15 protein-coding genes are annotated in these 17,699 nt (G+C 54.5%); 9 read left to right on the top strand and 6 right to left on the bottom strand.

Annotation, left to right across the window (positions count from 1 at the left end; genetic code table 11):
* Positions 1-50 precede the first annotated feature (50 nt).
* The gene (locus tag AUP42_RS18240) at positions 51-3,824 is read right to left on the bottom strand and encodes an SIR2 family protein (protein WP_062953031.1); all 3,774 of its coding nucleotides are present in this window, start codon (positions 3,822-3,824) and stop codon (positions 51-53) included.
* A gap of 500 nt (positions 3,825-4,324) precedes the next feature.
* Here AUP42_RS18240 and AUP42_RS18245 point away from each other — a divergent pair, with 500 nt between their 5' ends.
* Positions 4,325-5,260 (top strand): pirin family protein, encoded by a 936-nt coding sequence (locus AUP42_RS18245; RefSeq protein WP_062953032.1) that lies wholly within the window; start codon positions 4,325-4,327, stop codon positions 5,258-5,260.
* Positions 5,261-5,388: 128 nt separating this feature from the next.
* On the opposite strand, the gene AUP42_RS18250 is transcribed toward AUP42_RS18245, so the two are convergent.
* Complete coding sequence (locus AUP42_RS18250; protein WP_062953033.1) at positions 5,389-6,597, bottom strand: MFS transporter; 1,209 nt, start codon at positions 6,595-6,597, stop codon at positions 5,389-5,391.
* 125 nt (positions 6,598-6,722) lie between these two features.
* On the opposite strand from AUP42_RS18250, the gene AUP42_RS18255 reads away from it, so the two are divergent.
* Complete coding sequence (locus AUP42_RS18255) at positions 6,723-7,664, top strand: AraC family transcriptional regulator (RefSeq protein WP_062953034.1); 942 nt, start codon at positions 6,723-6,725, stop codon at positions 7,662-7,664.
* A gap of 19 nt (positions 7,665-7,683) precedes the next feature.
* On the opposite strand, the gene AUP42_RS18260 is transcribed toward AUP42_RS18255, so the two are convergent.
* On the bottom strand, positions 7,684-8,256 hold the full coding sequence (locus tag AUP42_RS18260) for a helix-turn-helix domain-containing protein (protein WP_062953035.1): 573 nt from the start codon (positions 8,254-8,256) through the stop codon (positions 7,684-7,686).
* A 92-nt stretch (positions 8,257-8,348) separates the two neighbouring features.
* Between AUP42_RS18260 and AUP42_RS18265 the strand changes: the two genes are divergently transcribed.
* Positions 8,349-8,861, top strand: coding sequence for an N-acetyltransferase family protein (locus AUP42_RS18265; RefSeq protein ID WP_331710672.1), 513 nt, complete (start codon positions 8,349-8,351; stop codon positions 8,859-8,861).
* Between the two features lie 25 nt (positions 8,862-8,886).
* Here AUP42_RS18265 and AUP42_RS18270 read toward each other — a convergent pair whose 3' ends face one another.
* A complete protein-coding gene (locus tag AUP42_RS18270; RefSeq protein ID WP_062953037.1) occupies positions 8,887-9,516 on the bottom strand; it encodes a LysE family translocator in 630 nt (209 codons plus the stop codon).
* A gap of 82 nt (positions 9,517-9,598) precedes the next feature.
* Entirely contained in the window at positions 9,599-10,360 is a 762-nt protein-coding gene (locus AUP42_RS18275; RefSeq protein WP_062953038.1) for an IclR family transcriptional regulator, read from the bottom strand.
* A gap of 137 nt (positions 10,361-10,497) precedes the next feature.
* Here AUP42_RS18275 and AUP42_RS18280 point away from each other — a divergent pair, with 137 nt between their 5' ends.
* Both AUP42_RS18280 and AUP42_RS18285 read left to right on the top strand, forming a co-directional pair.
* A complete protein-coding gene (locus tag AUP42_RS18280; RefSeq protein ID WP_062953039.1) occupies positions 10,498-12,213 on the top strand; it encodes a thiamine pyrophosphate-requiring protein in 1,716 nt (571 codons plus the stop codon).
* 134 nt (positions 12,214-12,347) lie between these two features.
* Positions 12,348-12,764 carry a cupin domain-containing protein gene (locus AUP42_RS18285; protein WP_197468314.1) on the top strand — a complete coding sequence of 139 codons (417 nt, stop codon included), beginning with the start codon at positions 12,348-12,350 and terminating at the stop codon, positions 12,762-12,764.
* Between the two features lie 45 nt (positions 12,765-12,809).
* On the opposite strand, the gene AUP42_RS18290 is transcribed toward AUP42_RS18285, so the two are convergent.
* The gene (locus AUP42_RS18290) at positions 12,810-13,706 is read right to left on the bottom strand and encodes a LysR family transcriptional regulator (RefSeq protein ID WP_062953041.1); all 897 of its coding nucleotides are present in this window, start codon (positions 13,704-13,706) and stop codon (positions 12,810-12,812) included.
* A gap of 173 nt (positions 13,707-13,879) precedes the next feature.
* On the opposite strand from AUP42_RS18290, the gene AUP42_RS18295 reads away from it, so the two are divergent.
* From AUP42_RS18295 to AUP42_RS18310, 4 genes are all read left to right on the top strand, one after another.
* Positions 13,880-14,452 (top strand): hypothetical protein, encoded by a 573-nt coding sequence (locus tag AUP42_RS18295; protein ID WP_197468315.1) that lies wholly within the window; start codon positions 13,880-13,882, stop codon positions 14,450-14,452.
* Positions 14,453-14,688: 236 nt separating this feature from the next.
* Positions 14,689-16,503 (top strand): alpha-amylase family glycosyl hydrolase, encoded by a 1,815-nt coding sequence (locus AUP42_RS18300; protein ID WP_062953042.1) that lies wholly within the window; start codon positions 14,689-14,691, stop codon positions 16,501-16,503.
* Positions 16,504-16,639: 136 nt separating this feature from the next.
* Positions 16,640-17,110 (top strand): hypothetical protein, encoded by a 471-nt coding sequence (locus AUP42_RS18305; RefSeq protein WP_062953043.1) that lies wholly within the window; start codon positions 16,640-16,642, stop codon positions 17,108-17,110.
* A 90-nt stretch (positions 17,111-17,200) separates the two neighbouring features.
* Complete coding sequence (locus AUP42_RS18310; RefSeq protein ID WP_062953044.1) at positions 17,201-17,692, top strand: hypothetical protein; 492 nt, start codon at positions 17,201-17,203, stop codon at positions 17,690-17,692.
* Positions 17,693-17,699 lie beyond the last annotated feature (7 nt).

A 17,699-nucleotide genomic window follows, 5' to 3' on the forward strand; every position in this document is an offset into this window, starting at 1 on the left:
GCCCCGGCTCAAGTTATTGGGCCGGGGTTTTGTTTTTGGGCGAGTGATCATCACCTTACCGGACAAATTTCGTCAAGCCGCTTCCAAGTTGGATCTACCCTTAAATGAGCGGATGCCTGGGCGATCTCATCTAAGGCTTCACGAAGATTGTATGGGGCTGTCGACATTGAGGTTGGATAAATTCGGTCAAAAATGCGTAAGACCACGTCAGGCCATTGAGACGCGATTGAGGGAGATTCAGAGATAATGCTGTGAGTGAACATATCTCCTCTCTCTGCTGGAACAAGAAAAGGTATGATTGTTTCTGCAATGTCTGGGAAGTGATTGCCAGACTTTGAGACTAACATAAGCAGCTGACTAGAAGTCTTTCGGGACTGATACTCTCGTTCCAAAGGCCAATATCTCTTAAAGAAGACCTTTCCGAATGTTGGCCAGCAATCGTGATCCTCAACAATTCGCCATAGCTGCCAAAGAGCATGAGCTCGAGATTCATCGTCGAAATTCCTGATGGCCGTTCGTATCTCATAATCTTGAAGGTACTTTTTTCTATGTCCGTAAAAATAAGCATAAGCAACAACAATACATGCAAGACTTCTCCTGAAATCTCCCTCATCTTCCCATTCTACCTGGGACCAAAGAACCTTTATCATTTCTGATTTTATTGACCAAAATGCATCGCCAACAGTTAATTTTCTTTGGTTTACCAACCCTCGCCAAGCGGCTTCCGCGTTTTCATGTTCGACTGCAAATACTGGGACAAGGTGTTCCTTCGCCCAATCCGGGAACCAATGAAACAGATAATTGTACCTAAGGGCGATCATGGCTGCGGCATTTGCCGATCCATCACCAATTGCGTTCAGGCTAAGAGCCAGTCGGTTAAGTATGGCCGTGAAATCGTTGGTTGCGTGATTGAGTGACCAGCTTTCAATAGTTTGGAAAATCGCTTCCACCAGATGACCGATTGGTGAGTTTAAGGCGTGGTTTATGGTTTTACGGGAGGTTCGAACGATACGTCCTGCACGTCTGGTCTCTCCGATAGCGCTTTTTGTCGCCTGTAGGCCATAGCTGTTCAATTGGAAGAATACGTGGTCCCAAATCTCCCAAAAGATTTTTTGTTCGTTTTTCAGTGTTTTAGGGAGTTGCCTTTGGATCCAACTTGTTAAGGTATACCTACATTCATAAACGACCTCTTCCGGGAGGGTAGGGATTGTTTTTGCAATAAATTTTATGTCTTCGGTTGATGCGGCTTCAGGGAAATGGGAAAATAGCTGTTGCCAGAAATGCTTTCTATGTTCGCCTTTTTCTAGCTCAGAAAGTAGTTCTGTTGTTATCTTTATAGGATCTGCTTTAATTAACCCGATGAATGGCTTGTTCTCCTTTAAAAAAACGGAGTGGTCGCTTTCACGGCGCAAAATTTCCTCGAAAAGTTCAGTCCCTCCAAGTTTTTCCAGACCGTCGGCTGAGGTGTCAGTCGAAACGAAGCCGCCTTTAACTCCTCCGCTGGAAAACTCATCTTCAAGATATTCATCTTTCCAATGTTCAGATGCTTTGATTTGATTCAGTCGGGTTTTTCCAGAGCTCGTTAACCCTGCAGACGTTTCGTCGATTTTGGAGAAAATTCGTCCGAGCCAATATATCTTACGCTCTTCGAAACTCTTTTGATCTTCCCATTCATATTTATCTGTAAATGCCCATATCCGGTTTTCAATTTTCAAACGATCTTTCTCGCAAAAACCTGAAAGGCGAATGTTTAGCATTTCCAGTAATTCTGGGGTTGTGTAGCTGTCCCAAAATACTTCATTTGATATGGTATCAAGCTGTTCAGCAACTTTAGATGTCGGGATGATGTTATCGAACCGCCAGACAAAAAGTTTCAATCTGTCAAAGACATTTGGTTCAGAAGCTGGCCATTTATTTACGATTTTTGATAGTTCTTGAGCATCAATATGCACTAGTCGTTCAATTAGATCAGCTGCTAGCAAAATTAACTTGCCGAAAGTGTCGATGTGTGAGGAAAAGCCGTTTTTATTTGATGTAAGCGGTGGAAAGTCAAAGTGGCGGAATTCGACTGCTGAATATTCGATCATTTTTAATAAATCGACAGCCTTCTTCAAGGATTTTGTTAGAGCCTCAAGAGTTTGTGATATCCAAGAATCTGGAACAGACAGTTCCATGTATGTCAGGTGGGGAAAATGAACTTCGAAAGCAGGTATGATACTTTCGATCTCATTGAAGCTATTTATAGGAACATCTGGAGTTCGGTAGGTTTTAGGTAATAATTCAGGCCGTGTTATTTCACTAAGCTGATCAATTATCGAAATGTTCCATCCTTTGGTATCAATTTTGTTCTTTAATTTAAACCATTCATAGTCGCTGTTAGTCGATTTATTTTTGTGAAAATAAAAAAACAACGGCCAGAATTTCTCAAGCTTAGTGAGGGGGCTGTCCGGCGCTTCAAAGCTTTTAGAGGCGATGCAATTCAGAATTATAGGATGAAGGGTCGTTTGCTTTAGTAACCACCAAATCGTTTCAGGTTGATCGATTACTTTGGTTATCCAGTGGCACAGCGCAGTTGTCCGGGAATTAACGCGCCAAAGTTCAGAATAGTTGAGATTAGATAAACGTTCGGAAAGTTTTGACGTTTCGTGAGTTGGTAGGATGCTCACATAGTCATCGCCGATAAGAAAGTTATTCTGATCGCTGCTACGCTCCAGTTCAGCTCGTGAAGGGTCGCGATCAGTGCCGTAATCATCAAGTAAGTCTATTGTGGCTTCAGTTTCGGGAAAGTAGCTTTTGGGCTTAAAGAATCTTACGTTTCTGTCAAAAACACAAATCCATTCCGCATGTGGTAGTGGATTAAATGCAGCAAACTTTTCGGCACCTTTTTGATCTGAAATGAAAGAAGCGACTTGTCCACGTTGGAATGGTAGCAAGCTGCGAGGAGAACTCTGAGCTATATTGTGAATATAGTTTTCCCAGTAGTCCGGTGTCGCAGCAAGTTTTGACCATTCTTCAATGGTTTTCCAAAGGTCGCTGTGATCAGGATAAGGGATCGCATTGACACCCAGAGAGGACCATTTCCGTTTTACCTCACCCTCTGAACCGCAGTCGAAGGCGTACACATTTGTATGAATGTTTTCTGTTTCAGAATTCAAGCCTTCGAGAAGATATCTGACCAGTGTGTCATCGCCTGAATAGCCAATCAGGATAATGGTTCTTGTTCGAAGAATATTGGACAGAAAACGTGCCGCCCAACCATGTGACAAATAAGCCTTTCCGAAATCCTGAGAGCTAATAACGAGATTATATTTTGTGGGATTTTTGCGATTTGGTTTCTGCCAGCGGCCATGAAGATAAATAATGCCAGAAGCGTCTCTATCCATTTGTAAGTCTGGCAGAAATGGTGCGGTATAGTGTTTTAGGCCTTCTTGGGCGCGTTCAAATAATCGGTCAAAATTCGTTGTGACCACTAGCGGTTCGCCGAGCGGTGTTTTCGATAGTTTTAGAAGATTTCGGTGGTTTTCTAATTTTGGGCTGCGAGGTACTTTTAATGAGTTTAAAATATGATAATCCACTTGGTCGCTGGGATAGTGTTGCCGCAGCCAAGAAAATACTCTGTCATATTCACCCCGTTCGATCATGTTCTTTACAATATCATGATCGGTTGCGTGGAGCTTTTGCGCCACGTTTTCAGTGAGGCATTTAAATCCGGGGAGTTCCGCCGGAACAGATATGCCTGCGCCGCAGAAAAAGATTACCTGTCCATTCCGTTGCGCGGCAATTAATTCGTGCGGGATGTCCGGCCCGTTTTCAGTGAAGCGCATCAGATACCTCAAATAATTCAACCGGAGCCTGCGAGATTAGGCTTCGTCAATGGTGGTTCTTGAACGATACGGTAAACCGAATAATTGCCAGTGGACAGGTCTTTAGCGACTTAGTCGTCAACACGCGATCGGTTGGTTGGCACTTGATCGGATCGCCTTTTACGAGAGTGCGCTTTGCGAGATGGATTCCCGCTTTCGCGGGAATGACGGGGTGGGGTGGCTTGGGTTGGTTCGGCATGGCTTGGCTTGGCATGGTGTCGGGATGGTTTGGCGGTTCTGGGTGACTTGCGGGGCGGTTGGGTGCAAGCTGTGTGTTCGGCCTTGGGCTTTGCTTTGGGCTCCGTTCTGTGTTCCGCTTTTGGCGACACAGCGTGGCGGTTCGGGGGACTAGCCGGATGGCCGTGCGCGCGCCAGTCTGCATCATCGCCATCGGGCCGTCGCACCGGCAGGGCCGATAAAATCGCCATACCCGTCCAAAGACCCGCAAAAGGATGACGCCCATGAGTTGGAACCCCGCACTTGAACCCGGCTGCCCCGATATTGTCGATAGTGATGCCATCGAGACCCTGATCATTCCGCGGTCCCGCGATCTGGGCGGGTTTGAGGTCCGGCGTGCCTTGCCCGCGCCAAAGCGCCAGATGGTCGGGCCGTTCATCTTTTTTGATCAGGCGGGACCGGCCGAATTCCTGACCGGGCAGGGCGTTGATGTCCGGCCGCATCCCCATATTGGGCTGGGTACGGTGACCTATCTGTTTCGCGGTGATTTCCATCATCGCGACAGCACCGGGGCCGATCAGATCATCAAGCCAGGCGAGCTTAACTGGATGGTGGCCGGGCGGGGTGTTTCGCATTCCGAACGGACATCGGCCACGGCGCGAAGCGGCCCCAACAGCCTGTTTGGCATACAGACGTGGCTGGCCCTTCCCGAAGCACAGGAAGATATCGCCCCGACATTCGCCCATCACGGCAGGGGCACCTTGCCGGTGATCGAGGAAGATGGCGTTTCGGTACGCCTGATCCTTGGCAATGCCTATGGCGAGGTCGCCCCGGCGACGATGTTTTCCGAAACCTTCTATGCCGATGTGAAGCTTGACGCCGGGCGGATGTTGCCGATGCCCGATGATCACGAGGATCGCGGGATTTATATCGTCGAGGGTTCGATTTCGGTCGCGGGACAGGATTTTGACGCCGGGCAGATGATGGTGTTCCGCCCCGGTGACAGGATTACGGTGATTGCCGGGGAACAGGGTGCGCGGCTGATGATCCTTGGCGGGGCGACATTTTCGGGCCCGCGTTATATCTGGTGGAATTTCGTGGCCTCGTCCAGGGAACGGCTGGAGGAAGCCAAGGCCGACTGGCGGGCGGAAAACTGGGGCAAGGGGCGGTTTGATCTGCCGGTTGATGACCGGGATGAATTTATCCCGCTGCCAGAGTGAATTGCCAGAGTGAATTAGCCGAGTGAATTGGCATAAAGAAACCCCGGCAGTGGTGACACTGCCGGGGTGCACTGGGCCCGCCTGATCAGGCATCAGGGTGGGGGTGGGGCGATGCCTCGGTCCTGACCTCAGGCCTGTTCGGTTGCGGGAACAGGGCTGGTCCGCAGACCCAGTGTAACGATGATCGATGCGCCCACCAGCAACATACCGGCGATGGTAAAGACGCCAAGTGCGCCGCTGGCGTCAAACAGAAGGCCGCCAACGCCAGAGCCCGTCGCAATCGCAAGCTGGAAAGCTGCGACGAAAAGGCCGCCGCCGCTTTCGGCTTCGTCCGGGACGGTGCGCGTGATCCAGGTGGACCATGCGACCGGAACGCCACCAAAGGCCATGCCCCAGATCGCGACAAGAACGGTGGTCGGGACAATCGCACCCTGAATGGTGACCATGCCGATCCCGGCAAGCCCCATGATCATCGGCATCAGGGCAATCGTCATGCGTAGCGAGCGTGCAACCAGCGCGCCGCCGACATAGGTGCCGATGAAATTGGCAAGACCAAAGCCCAGCAGAATGCCCGAAACGCCCGCCGTGGCAACGCCGGTGATGTTTTCAAGGAATGGCCGGACATAGGTGAACAGGGCGAAATGGCCGGTGATGATCAGGACGAGCGAAAACAGGCCGAATTTCATGCGCGGGCGGCTGATGACCTCGACCAATGTACGCAGCGTTGCACGGCCCCGCGGCGGCATTTTCGGCAAAGTCAGGAACTGCACGACAAGGGCGAGCACACCGAGCAGGGAAGCCAGCAGGAACACATCGCGCCAGCCAATCACATCGCCAAGATAGCTTCCGAGCGGGGCGGCAAAGATGGTGGCGGCCGAAACACCGCTAAACAGGATGGAGAGCGCACGCGGAATGCTTTTTTCCGGCACAAGGCGCATAACGGTGGCGGCCGACATGGTCCAGAAACCGCCAAGTGCGATCCCCAGCAGAACACGACCGGCCAGCAGCACCGCGAAACTTGGCGCGGTGGCGACCATGATGTTCGAGATGGTCAGAAGGATCGAAAAGCCCAGCAGGACATAACGGCGGTCAATGCTGCGGGTTACGGTCGCGGTCAGAAGGCTTGTGATCAGGGCGAGAACGGCGGTGGTTGACATTGCCTGACCCGCCAGACCTTCGGTAATCTGCAGGTCATCGGCCATCGGGGTTAGAAGGCTTACGGGCAGGAATTCGGCCGTGACCAGCCCGAAAACCCCCAATGTCATGGAAATAACCGCCCACCAGGCCGGCGCGCCTTGCGCAGCAGCAGCCGTGGGCTTATTTACTGTCTCAGTCATCGAATGTCCTCTCGGATAGAGTGTTTGTGCATTGCAAACAGAATAGAGTGGACTCGCCGGACGGGCTATGCCAGTTTCTCCTTGATTATTGATCAATCGTCCGAAAAAACACCGGAACGGATGACATGCAGATGCTTTCCAGTGACCTGATCAGCGAGCTTTTGCTCGGCATGCGGCTTGACGGGCTGCATTACAACCGCATCCAGATTTCCCCGCCCTTTGGCGTGCGATTTGGCGATGATCCGACGCGCGCACAGTTTCATTTCATCGCGCGCGGGCGGGTTTACCTGCGCACCGATAGCGGGGTTGTCCATACGCTTGAGGCCGGTGATGCGGTGCTTTTGCCGCGCGGGGGCATTCATGCGCTGCTGTCTGATCCGTCCATCCCGTGCCTTGACGTGACCGATTACAGTGTCACGACGATCTGCCGCCGGGTGGATGATATTCATGCCTGCAAGGCGGAGCTGTGCCGCAGCACCGATACGCTGATTTTCAGCGGCTGCATGGAATTTGACCTTGGCGGGATGCATCCGCTGGTCAGCATGATGCCCGAGGTGATGCAGGTCGGCACCCTGATTGATCGAAACCCCGAACTTTTACCGGTGCTGGAAGCCATGGCGCGCGAAGTTTCGACCGAGCGCGCCGGTTTTGCCGGGATTCTGACGCGGCTTGCCGATGTGGTATCGGCATCGATCGTGCGTGATTGGGTCGAATGCGGTTGCGGTGATGCGCAAGGTTGGGTCGAGGCATTGCGCGACCCGCGCATGGGGCGTGTGATTGCCGCCATCCATCGCGATCCGGGTCGTAACTGGACCGTCGAGGCGATGGCATCGGAAATGGGCAGTTCGCGGTCGGTCTTTGCCGAACGGTTCCTTGAGGTCACCGGGGTGACGCCGCTTCGCTATGTCACGGAACTTCGCATGCGCCTTGCCAGCCAGTGGATCACCCGTGATCGTATGTCGATTGATGTGGTGGCGGAGCGGCTTGGCTATGGCTCGCAGGCGGCATTCAGCCGGGCCTTCAAACGCACAACCGGCAAATCGCCGGGCACCATGCGGGCGGCATAGCCAGCCGCGCGGTTTCCCGTCAGTACGAGTTGCGTACGACGGCGACCAGATAGCGGCAGTTTTCAGGGCTTTTATTTTCAAATATGCAATCTTGCGGCGGGCCGAGTTCAAGGCTATCGCCGGTGTCGAGGTGATGCACCCTGTCGCCTTTGTGAAACAGCAATGTTCCCTCAAGCACCCAGATCGCCTGCTGAATGAAGGTATATGCGGAGGCGGGCATGGTGACCTGTTTGCCGGCGGGCAGGGTGACTTCGACAAGTTCGAGCGGGATTTTCTGCCCCGATAGCACCTGACGGCGGACATAACCGGTTTCGGGATCCGACCATAATGGCTGCTTTGCGTGTTTCCGTACGCCATGATGGACGGGGCTTGCCGACGAGAGCAATGCCGAAACCGTAAGCGACAGGGCCCCGGAAAGCCGGCCGAGAACCGTTGCCGTCGGGCTGGCTTCGCCGCGTTCGATTTTGCTGATCATGGCCTTGGAGACGCCGGATTTATCGGCGAACTGGGCCAGTGACCAGCCGCGGATTTCGCGTTCGCGCTTAAGCCGGGCAGCAAGGGTGGCGGTGGTTTCGTCTTCTATAATGATCATGATGGTGTTTATTTTCCGTAAAATCGATATTGACTGTCTACTATAATGGATTATCGTCGACAAGAGATTATCGGTATGAAAAGACGGAGACGATGATGCTTGTGCGCGGTGCGACGGAACGGGACCTTCCGGAAATTCTTGAAATTTATAATCAGGTTCTTCGCGACAGTACGGCGATTTATGACGATGTGCCATCCAGCCTTGAGGAGCGACGCGAATGGTTTGAGGGGCGCAATCAGCAGGGCTTCCCGGTGCTTGTCGCGGAAGACGATGGCAAGGTTCTGGGCTTTGCGTCCTATGGCCCGTGGCGGGCGCGCTGGGGATATCGCTTTACGGTCGAGCATTCCGTGCATGTGCATGTCGATCATCGTGGCACGGGAATTGGCAGGGCGCTGTTGACGACGCTGATCCCGATGGCCAAAGAGGCCGGTATGCATGTGATGATTGGCGGCATTGATGCGGAAAACGTCAATTCCATTCGATTTCATGAGCGGTTTGGTTTTGTCGAGGTCGGCCGCGCCAAGCAGGTTGCGCGCAAGTTTGACCGGTGGCTTGATCTTGTGACGATGCAGCTTTTTTTAAACGAGCCGGATGCTCGCGCGTAAATGACGCAGAAGATTCCTGTTGCCGTCAGGATAGCGACAGCAGGGCCATGGCGAGGGATGCGATCAGCAGGGCGGCAAACAGGATGTTGATGATCCGCCCCAGACGCGGATCGGATAGCAGGCGCGCAAAGCCTGCCCCGAAAATCAGCCACAGGCTATTGACCAGCACGATCACCAGCGTCAGCGCCGCGATTTTAAGGGTGTTATCAAGCCATAGGGAATGTGGTGTGATGGCATGGGCGGCATAGACAGCGCCGATGGCGGCGAAGGCCTTGGGATTGGCGATTGCCAGCATCACGCCGCCGCGGAAATCGGGGGCTTTGGCTTTAGGGCTGGCTTGGGTCTGATGGGCTGGTTTGCTGGCTGGCCTGATCGGGGCGGTGGCGATTTTCCACGCCAGATATAGGATATAGATTGCGGCAATTGCCGTCAGGACCTGACCGGCAATTGGATGGGCGAGAAGGGCGGTCGCAATGCCGGTGGCGACCAGCAGCAAAACGGCCGTGGTGCCGATGATGATCCCGCCGAGATAGCCAAGGCTTGGCCGAATGCCAAAGGCCGAACCACTTGCGGCCAGGCTTATGGTCGCGGGGCCGGGGCTTCCCATCAGCGGCAGGGCGGCAAGCCAAAGCAGCAGCAGATTTTCAATCACCATAGTTGCGTGCCTTTCCGGTTTTCGGACCATCGCCGGAAATGTCGCATGGTTTGCCGGATGTCGTCTTGAACGATTGTGACGATCAGAAATGCCCGTAAAGGGCGCGCGTGCCGTTTTCGCCGGCGTCGCGCAAGGCATTAAGCAGCGTATCGCGTTTCTGTTCGATCAGGGTCGGGGAGGCACCGAATATTGAAATGGCCGAAACCATGCGGCCATGCTGGGTCAGGATCGGGACGGCGAGGGCGTAAATGTCGCTTTCGCGTTCGCCGTTATTTGTTGAAAAACCCTGTTCGCGGATGGTGCGCAGTTCGGATTTAAGGGCGGCCAGATCGGTGATGGTGCGTTCGGTCATGCCGGTCAGGCGGATGCTATCGAAATAGCGGTCCTGCTGATCCGGGCCCATGAAAGCCAGCCACAATTTGCCATGGGCGGTGCAAAAGGCATCCAGGCGCGACCCGATGCGGATATCGACATAAAGCGAACGATCCGGCAGGGCCTTGGCGATGCAGACGGCCATGTCGCGGTCAAATTCGGTGGCCATGCAGGCCTCTCCCACCTTGCGGGCCAGATCGTCCAGCACCGGCTGGATCAGATTGGGCAGGCTGCCATCGCGCAGCACACGATCCCCCAGATCGGCAAAGACATAACCCAGCCGGAAGACCCCGCGCGCAACCATGCGAAGCGCGCCTGCCTGTTCCAGCGTATGCAGGAACCGGTGGGCGGTGATGGTGTTGATGCCAAGGGCCGCCGCCGTGTCGCTGGCGGTCAGCTCGGTTCGTCCCTCGGCAAAGAGTTCAAGAATGCGAAACGCCTTGAGCACCGATCCGTTAAGCTGGCTTGGCATCCTGTTTCCTTTGGTCTGGTGGTTTTGTGCTGCACGCGCATGATTTTGCATCGCGGTGCCTTGACGCATGCCCGATTTCGATAATAAACTATATTATAAATTAAATTTCAAATATAGAAATATGGCAGGAACGTCAAATGAAAAGTGACAAGGCGCAAATCACGCTCACCGCAGGCGGGGCCGTTCTGGCGCGGATGAAGGCGATCGGGGTGGATTATATCTTTGCCAATTCCGGCACCGATTTTCCGCCGATCATCGAAGGCTTGGCCGAAGCCAATGCCAAGGATATCGAGCTTCCCCACGCGCTTGTCATGCCGCACGAAAATGCCGCGATGGGTATGGCGCATGGCTATTACCTTGCGACCGGCAAAACCCAGGCGGTGATGGCGCATACCAATGTCGGGCTGGCCAATTGCGCGATTGGCGCGATCAATGCCGCGACGGAGCATGTGCCGGTGATCCTGATGTCAGGCAGAACGCCTGTGATGGAACAGGGGCGGCTTGGCGCGCGCACGGTTCCCATTGGCTGGGGCCAGGAAATGCGCGATCAGGCCGCGATGGTGCGCGAGGCATCGAAATGGGAATATGAACTTAAATTCCCCGAACAGGTGCCCGATGTGGTTGATCGGGCCTATGCGATTGCATCGTCCGTGCCCAAGGGGCCGGTTTATGTGTCCCTGCCGCGCGAGGTTTTGTGCGAACCCTGCCCGGGGGATGCGATTGACGCGCCGCTTCGCATGCAGCCGGTCCGGGTGATGCCGCCCAAGGAAAGCCTTGAGGATGCGGCGCGCATCCTTGCCAATGCGAAAAATCCGGTGATCATCGCGCAGCGTGGCACGGGCACGCACGAAGCCTTTGATCGCCTGTCGTCACTGGTCGATCAGTGGGGCATTCCGGTGGTGCAATATTGGGCGATCCAGCTTGCCCTTGGCACCGGTCATCCGATGATGGCGGGGATGGACCCGGCACCGTGGCTCAAAGATGCCGATGCGGTTCTGGTGATTGATTGCCTTGCCCCGTGGTCGCCCGATATTCATACGCTCCGCCCCGATTGCAAGGTGATCCAGATCGGGCAGAACCCGCTTTATTCCCGTTTTCCGGGGCGCAATTTTGCCGCCGACCTCTCGCTGAGTGGGGAAACCGGCGATGTGATCATGGCGCTGGCTGATGTGCTGGATCGTCATCATGGCGATCATCGCGAAACCTGCGCGGACCGGCGTGAAAAGGTCGCGGCGATCAATGCGGGGACACGCAAAAAGGCGCTGGCGGCGGCAGATGCCGGATCGGTTGATCCGATGAGCAAGGCCTTTGTTTCGCGGTGTCTTTCGGAGGCGATTGCCGGGCGGTCGGCGACGGTGTTTTCCGAGCTTGGTTGCCCGCTGGAGCCGCTTTCGCTTTCGGAGCATAGTAGCTGGTATCAGGAGCCACATTCCGGCGGGCTTGGCTGGTCCTTCCCGGCGTCGATGGGTTATCAGTTGGCGGATAAAAGCAAGCTTGTGATCGCCACCATGGGCGACGGATCGTATATGTTTGCCAACCCGACGGCGTGCCACCAGATCGCCGAGGCGCTGGAGCTTCCGATCCTGATCCTTGTTCTGAACAACAATGAATGGGGGGCGGTGCGCCAGTCGGTGACGGGCATGTATCCCGATGGCTATGCCGCAAAAACCAATCAAATGCCCCTGACCGGGCTTAAACCGAGCCCCGATTTCACCAAGGTCGCGGAAGCCAGCCGGGCCTGGACAGCCAAGGCCGAACGGGCGGCCGATTTGCCGGAAATCCTGCGCCGTGCGATTGCCCATATCGATACCAACCGCACCCATGCGCTGGTCGAGGTGACGATTGCGCCGTAAGGGTGAGCGATACTGAACCGTTGATGAAAACCGGGTGTCATGGTGATGATGCCCGGTTTTTTTATGATTTAAGCGTGTTGCCGGATTATGATCGCCGGATTGTGCAACATCAAAACGGCGGGCGTTCGCGGGACATGAAGAAACCGACGGAAAATCATTCGGATCAAGGCGGGGCGGCTGTGGATGTCCATGACGGGGTGAAGCTGCTTGATAGTGGTGTGAATTTTGTCGGCGAGCAGGTTTCCTATCCGCCGGGCAAGGCACGCATCAAATCGGTGCTGGCGACGATGGCGCCGGGGCAGAAAACCGGCTGGCACAAGCATGGCGTGCCGACCTATGGCTATATCCTTGAAGGGCAGATCACGGTTGATTACGGCGACGGGGGAAAAACCACCTATCGCGCCGGGGAAGGCGTGCTTGAGGCGATGGATTACTGGCATGAAGGGATCAATGACGGTGATGTTCCCGCACGTGTCGTTGTCGTCTTCATGGGGGCCGAGGGCGCGGAAAACGTGATCTACAAGCCCGAAGACCCATCCGGCGACGACTGATTTTGCAAGGTGGTCGCAAGGTGATCGTGGATGCGGTGGGGCCGATTACCGGGGTGTGTCTTTTAGCTGGTCAAAAATCCACTGTGCAACCGGGCCAAGCGGCCTGTCCTGACGGTGGGCGACGACAATATCGAGGGTCGGCATGTGATCCAGTCCGTCCCAGCTTTCGGGATCGAGCAGGGCGAGGGTTCCGTTGCGGATATGGTCCGCGACCATATGTTCGGGCATGCCGCCCCAGCCAATCCCGCGTAAAATCATAGCAAGTTTGGTTTCAAGGTCATTGACCTTCCAGTAATTCAGGGCCTGAACGGCATGATTGCGTTGCAGGGTCGGGGTATCGCGCGCCGATGTGATGATCTGGGTGTGGGCGTGCATCGCATCGATATGGATTTTTCCCGGAAACCAGGCGAGCGGATGGTCCGGTCGTGCCACGGCGCACATTCTGACCTGCCCGCAGGCGGCCCGGGCATAGTCGGAGCCAAAGGGAATGAATTCCGGCAAAATCGCAAGATCGGACGCGCCGTTATCAAGGACTTCGGTTGTCTGGATCGTGACCGTCGACAGGCTTACGCGGACTGTCGGGAATTTCCGGGCGAGAACCGCAAGGACATCCATCAGCGGGGCGTTTGATGCAAACTGGCTGATTGTAATCGTGATCGAAGCTTCGAGCCCGTCAGCGATGCCTTTGGCGTGTTGGCGGTAGCTGGAAATATCCGCCATGACCTTGCGCGCGTGGGGCAGCAGGGAATGTGCCGCCTTGGTCAGGGTCGGGCGATAGGCCGTCCGGTCAAACAGTTCCAGATTGGTCTGTTCTTCGAGTTTCTGGATCGTGTAGGTGACCGACGATTGTGTCCGGTTCAGATGCCGCGCGGTGGCGGCGAAGCTTCCGAGGTCGGCAATGGTGACGAAGACCCGCAATTGATCAAGAGTGATGCCGGACATGAAGCTTCAACTTTTTTGAATGAGATGATCATAAATATAGAATTTTTTTTATGGTCTGGCACTCGTAAATTTTGTGCAGGAGCGAAATAGGGGAGGGGCACAAGGAGTGTAAGATCGTGCTGGGCGTTGATCCCCATGAATTTTTAGTGCCGTTGATACGGCAGTCCGTTTTGATGATGCACCTGTTTGCGTTCGCATTTGCGTTTGTTCTGGTGGCGCGGGCAGACATTGCGATGCTGCGTGGTCAGTATCAGGAAGGCAGGTATGACCTCGGCAGGGATGCCGTTTACACGGCTTGGCTGTTGGGGCTGCTTTGGGTGTCCGGGGTCGCATTGATCGGGCTTGGTATCGGGTTTGATGTTGCTGCCATCACCGCGAACGGCAAGGTATTTGCCAAGGTTACGGTCGTCACTATCCTGACGATCAATGGCATTTTCCTTCACCTTTATGCTTTTCCGGTATTTGCCGACAAACAGGGAAAAGCGTCATCGGTCAGGCTTTTGATATGTACGATCCTTGGTGCGGTAAGTTCCGTGTCGTGGTTTTGTGCATCTGCGTTCGGGGCCGCGCGCGTGGTTGCGCCGTGGCTGGGTTACCAGCACTTCATGCTGTTTTATGGCATCAGTCTGGCGGCCGGGCTATTCGTTGCGATTTTGTTCGTAAGGCCGGTGTTGCGGCGTCAGCTTGAACGTCGGTCATCGGTTGTGCCGTCTGCCGGCTTTGTTGCAGGGGCGGTTGCCGAATAGCCGGAAACAGTCGGGATGCTCTCTGTTGGATGCGGAATATAAGGATTTCAATCACTACCCGGCCATGTGCCGGGTAGGTTTTCCTGCGACGTAATTGGCCGCCTTTGGGGCGGTATAAGCTTCTGAAGGGTTTGATTGCCTGCTTTGTTAGCACTTTGAAATCGTTGCTTGCATCATAGGCAAAATCATTATTTGATTAAGGTGAATTCCTGATTTGCCTGCCCAAAGGAGCCAGCATGGATCGCGTTATTGGAACCTCGGGGCGTATTGCGTTCGCAAGTGCAATGCGCAATCTGCTTGCGGATGTGTATCCGGAACATGATCACGCCGATCTGGTGCGCCGGGTGTTTGAAGTGCTGGACCTGCCGCTTGAGGGTGACGGGGCGGAGCCGTGCGAGGAATATCTGCGCAAATGGGATCAGCGCGATGCGTTTCTGATCACCTATGGCGACAGCATTTCGCGCGGTGGGCATCATGGTTTGCAAAGTCTTGGCGATTTTTATCGCACGTGGCTGAAGGATTGGCTGACGGGCATTCATATCCTGCCGTTTCACCCCTTTACATCCGATGATGGGTTTTCGGTAAGCGATTTCAGTAGCTTGCGACCGGAACTTGGCACATGGGATGATGTGAAGGCATTGTCCAAAGATGCCACCGTGATGGCCGATCTGGTGGCGAACCATATTTCGGCGTCCCACATCTGGTTTCAGCAGTTCCTTGCTGGCGACAAGCCCGGTGTCGATTACATCAAAACCGCCAGTCCCGATGATGATCTTTCCGATGTGGTGCGCCCGCGCAGCCATCCGTTGCTGAGCAAGGTCACGACATCGGACGGGGAAAAGCATGTCTGGTGCACGTTCAGTTATGATCAGGTTGATCTGGATTACGGCAACCCGGATGTGTTTTTTGAAATCCTGAAGATCGTTCTGGAATATCTTAAACACGGGGTGCGGGTGGTGCGGCTGGATGCCATCGGCTTTATCTGGAAGGTGGCCGGGACCAGTTCGATCAACCTGGATCAGACGCACAAGATCATCAAGGCATTGCGGCTTGCCACGACGGCGGTGCATCCGGATGTGCTGTTTATTACCGAAACCAATCTGCCGCTGCTTGAAAACCTGTCCTATTTCGGCAATCAGGACGAGGCGCATCTGATTTACAATTTCAGCCTGCCGCCGGTGATCATTCATGCGCTGTTATCGGGGCGGAGTGATTGCATTCGCAAATGCATCATGTCGATGCCACCAGCGCCGGCGGGCTGCACATTTTTCAATTTCACCGCCAGCCATGATGGCATTGGCCTGCGCCCGGCCGAAAACCTGATCCCGGATGCGGAGATCGATGCCATGACCGACCATGCGCGCAAGATGGGCGGGCAGGTCAGTTACCGGTCGCTTAAAGGCGGCGGGCAGAAGGCCTATGAGCTGAATGTCACGCTGTTTAGCATGCTGGCCGAGAACTTTGCCGGGGATCGTACCTATGGGCTTGAGCGGTTTGTGATGAGCCAGGCGATTGCCATGTCGCTTGAGGGGGTTCCGGCGATTTATGTGCAGTCGATCTTTGCCACCGAAAACGATCAGGCGGGATATGAGGAAACCGGCATTCCGCGCAGACTAAACCGCAAAATCTGGCAGCTTGAGGAGGCGGAGGAACGGTTATCCGAAGAAGGCATCGCCAAGCGGGCATTTGGCCAGTTGCGCGCATTGATGTCGATCCGCATGGGGCAGCCGGCATTCCATCCCAATGCAACGCAATATACGCTTAATCTTGGGTCGGAATTGCTGGGCGTGTGGCGGCAAAGCCATCTGAATGATCAGAGCATTTTCTGTGTGTTCAACCTGACCGATCAGGTGCAGGACCTTGATCTTTCGAAGATCAACCTGATCATGACGGAGGGCTGGACCGATCTTCTGTCCCAGCAGGTGATCGAGGATTTCAACGGTATCCTTGCGCTGGCACCCTATCAGATCGTGTGGATTTCAAATATCGACGGACGCAATCGCATTGATAGCCGGTTGCTGCAACGCTATCGTGATGCGATGCCGGTCTGAGGAAGGCTTTCGGCCCGGTTGCTACGTTGTAATACTTAAAATCAGAAAAGCCTGATGTTTGCGCCTTGCATTGGGTCGTGATGCTTTCCTATGATTGATACAGAGTGAATGGACGTGTCGGGGAGCGTGTTGCGTGATGGCCTATGCGCAGGAAATTCGGCTGGATGACTTGCCGGACGATGTGGACGGGCATGTTTCGCAATTGCTTGCGCTTTGGCAGGATGCCTGTCGAGACGGGGATATTCCCGATCGGGGTGAATTAAGCTGCGAGGTTCTGTCGGCGTGGCGCGATGATATCGGCATTTATGAATATCAGCCTGATCGCAACGATTTCCTGATCCGTATTGATGCGCCGAACATGATTGCGGCCAGTGGCGAGAATTATCAGGGGTCAACCCCGCGTCAGATTGATCTGGATTTCGGAACGGCGGTCTATCCGACCCTGTGCGAGGTGGTCAGAACCGGGCAGGCGCAAATTCACATGATCGGGGTTGAGCGCATAGAGTGGGAAAACTGGCTGCGGTTGATGTTGCCGGTGCGAACCCGGTGCCGGAAGGGTGCGCCGGTCATTCAGGTTCTGGTAGTGCATTTTCTTTATAAGGTGTGATACGGGCCGATTTTTCGGCCGGGACTTGTTATTTTACCTTGTATTCCCAATTTTACTAATATTGGGAGAGGCAGAAGGTCACACCGCAGAATGGCCGAGACGACAGATTTCGAACTTGATGAATTACCCGAAAATATCGGACCGCATGTCACCGATCTGGTCAGGGTCTGGTATGAGGCGCGCGCAGAGGATCCGGAGCAGATTGTCCCATCGCGCGACATTCTGACCGCAGAGCGATTGCGCCCGTGGATCGACGATATCACCATCTATGAATATATGCCGTTAAAGGAAGATTTCGTTGTGCGGATTGATGCGCCGTCGATTGTGGCGTTGAACGGCGAAAGCTTTCAGCGTGCCAGCCCACGCGAGATCGATATGAAATACGGGTCCTGCCTGACGGCGGCATTGTTCAATACCATGATGTGCGGGCAGCCGACATTTTACCATGTTACCCTTGCCGTGCGCGCCGATCAGCATTGGCTGCGCGTTCTTCTGCCGGTGCGCACGCGGAACCGGGATGGCTATCCTGTCGACCAGATACTTGGCATCCGGTTCGACTATGAATACCAGTATGATATCTGACCTTTGC

It is taken from the genome of Thalassospira lucentensis (assembly GCF_001613805.1).
In the GTDB taxonomy this organism is placed as follows: Bacteria; Pseudomonadota; Alphaproteobacteria; order Rhodospirillales; family Thalassospiraceae; genus Thalassospira; species Thalassospira lucentensis_A.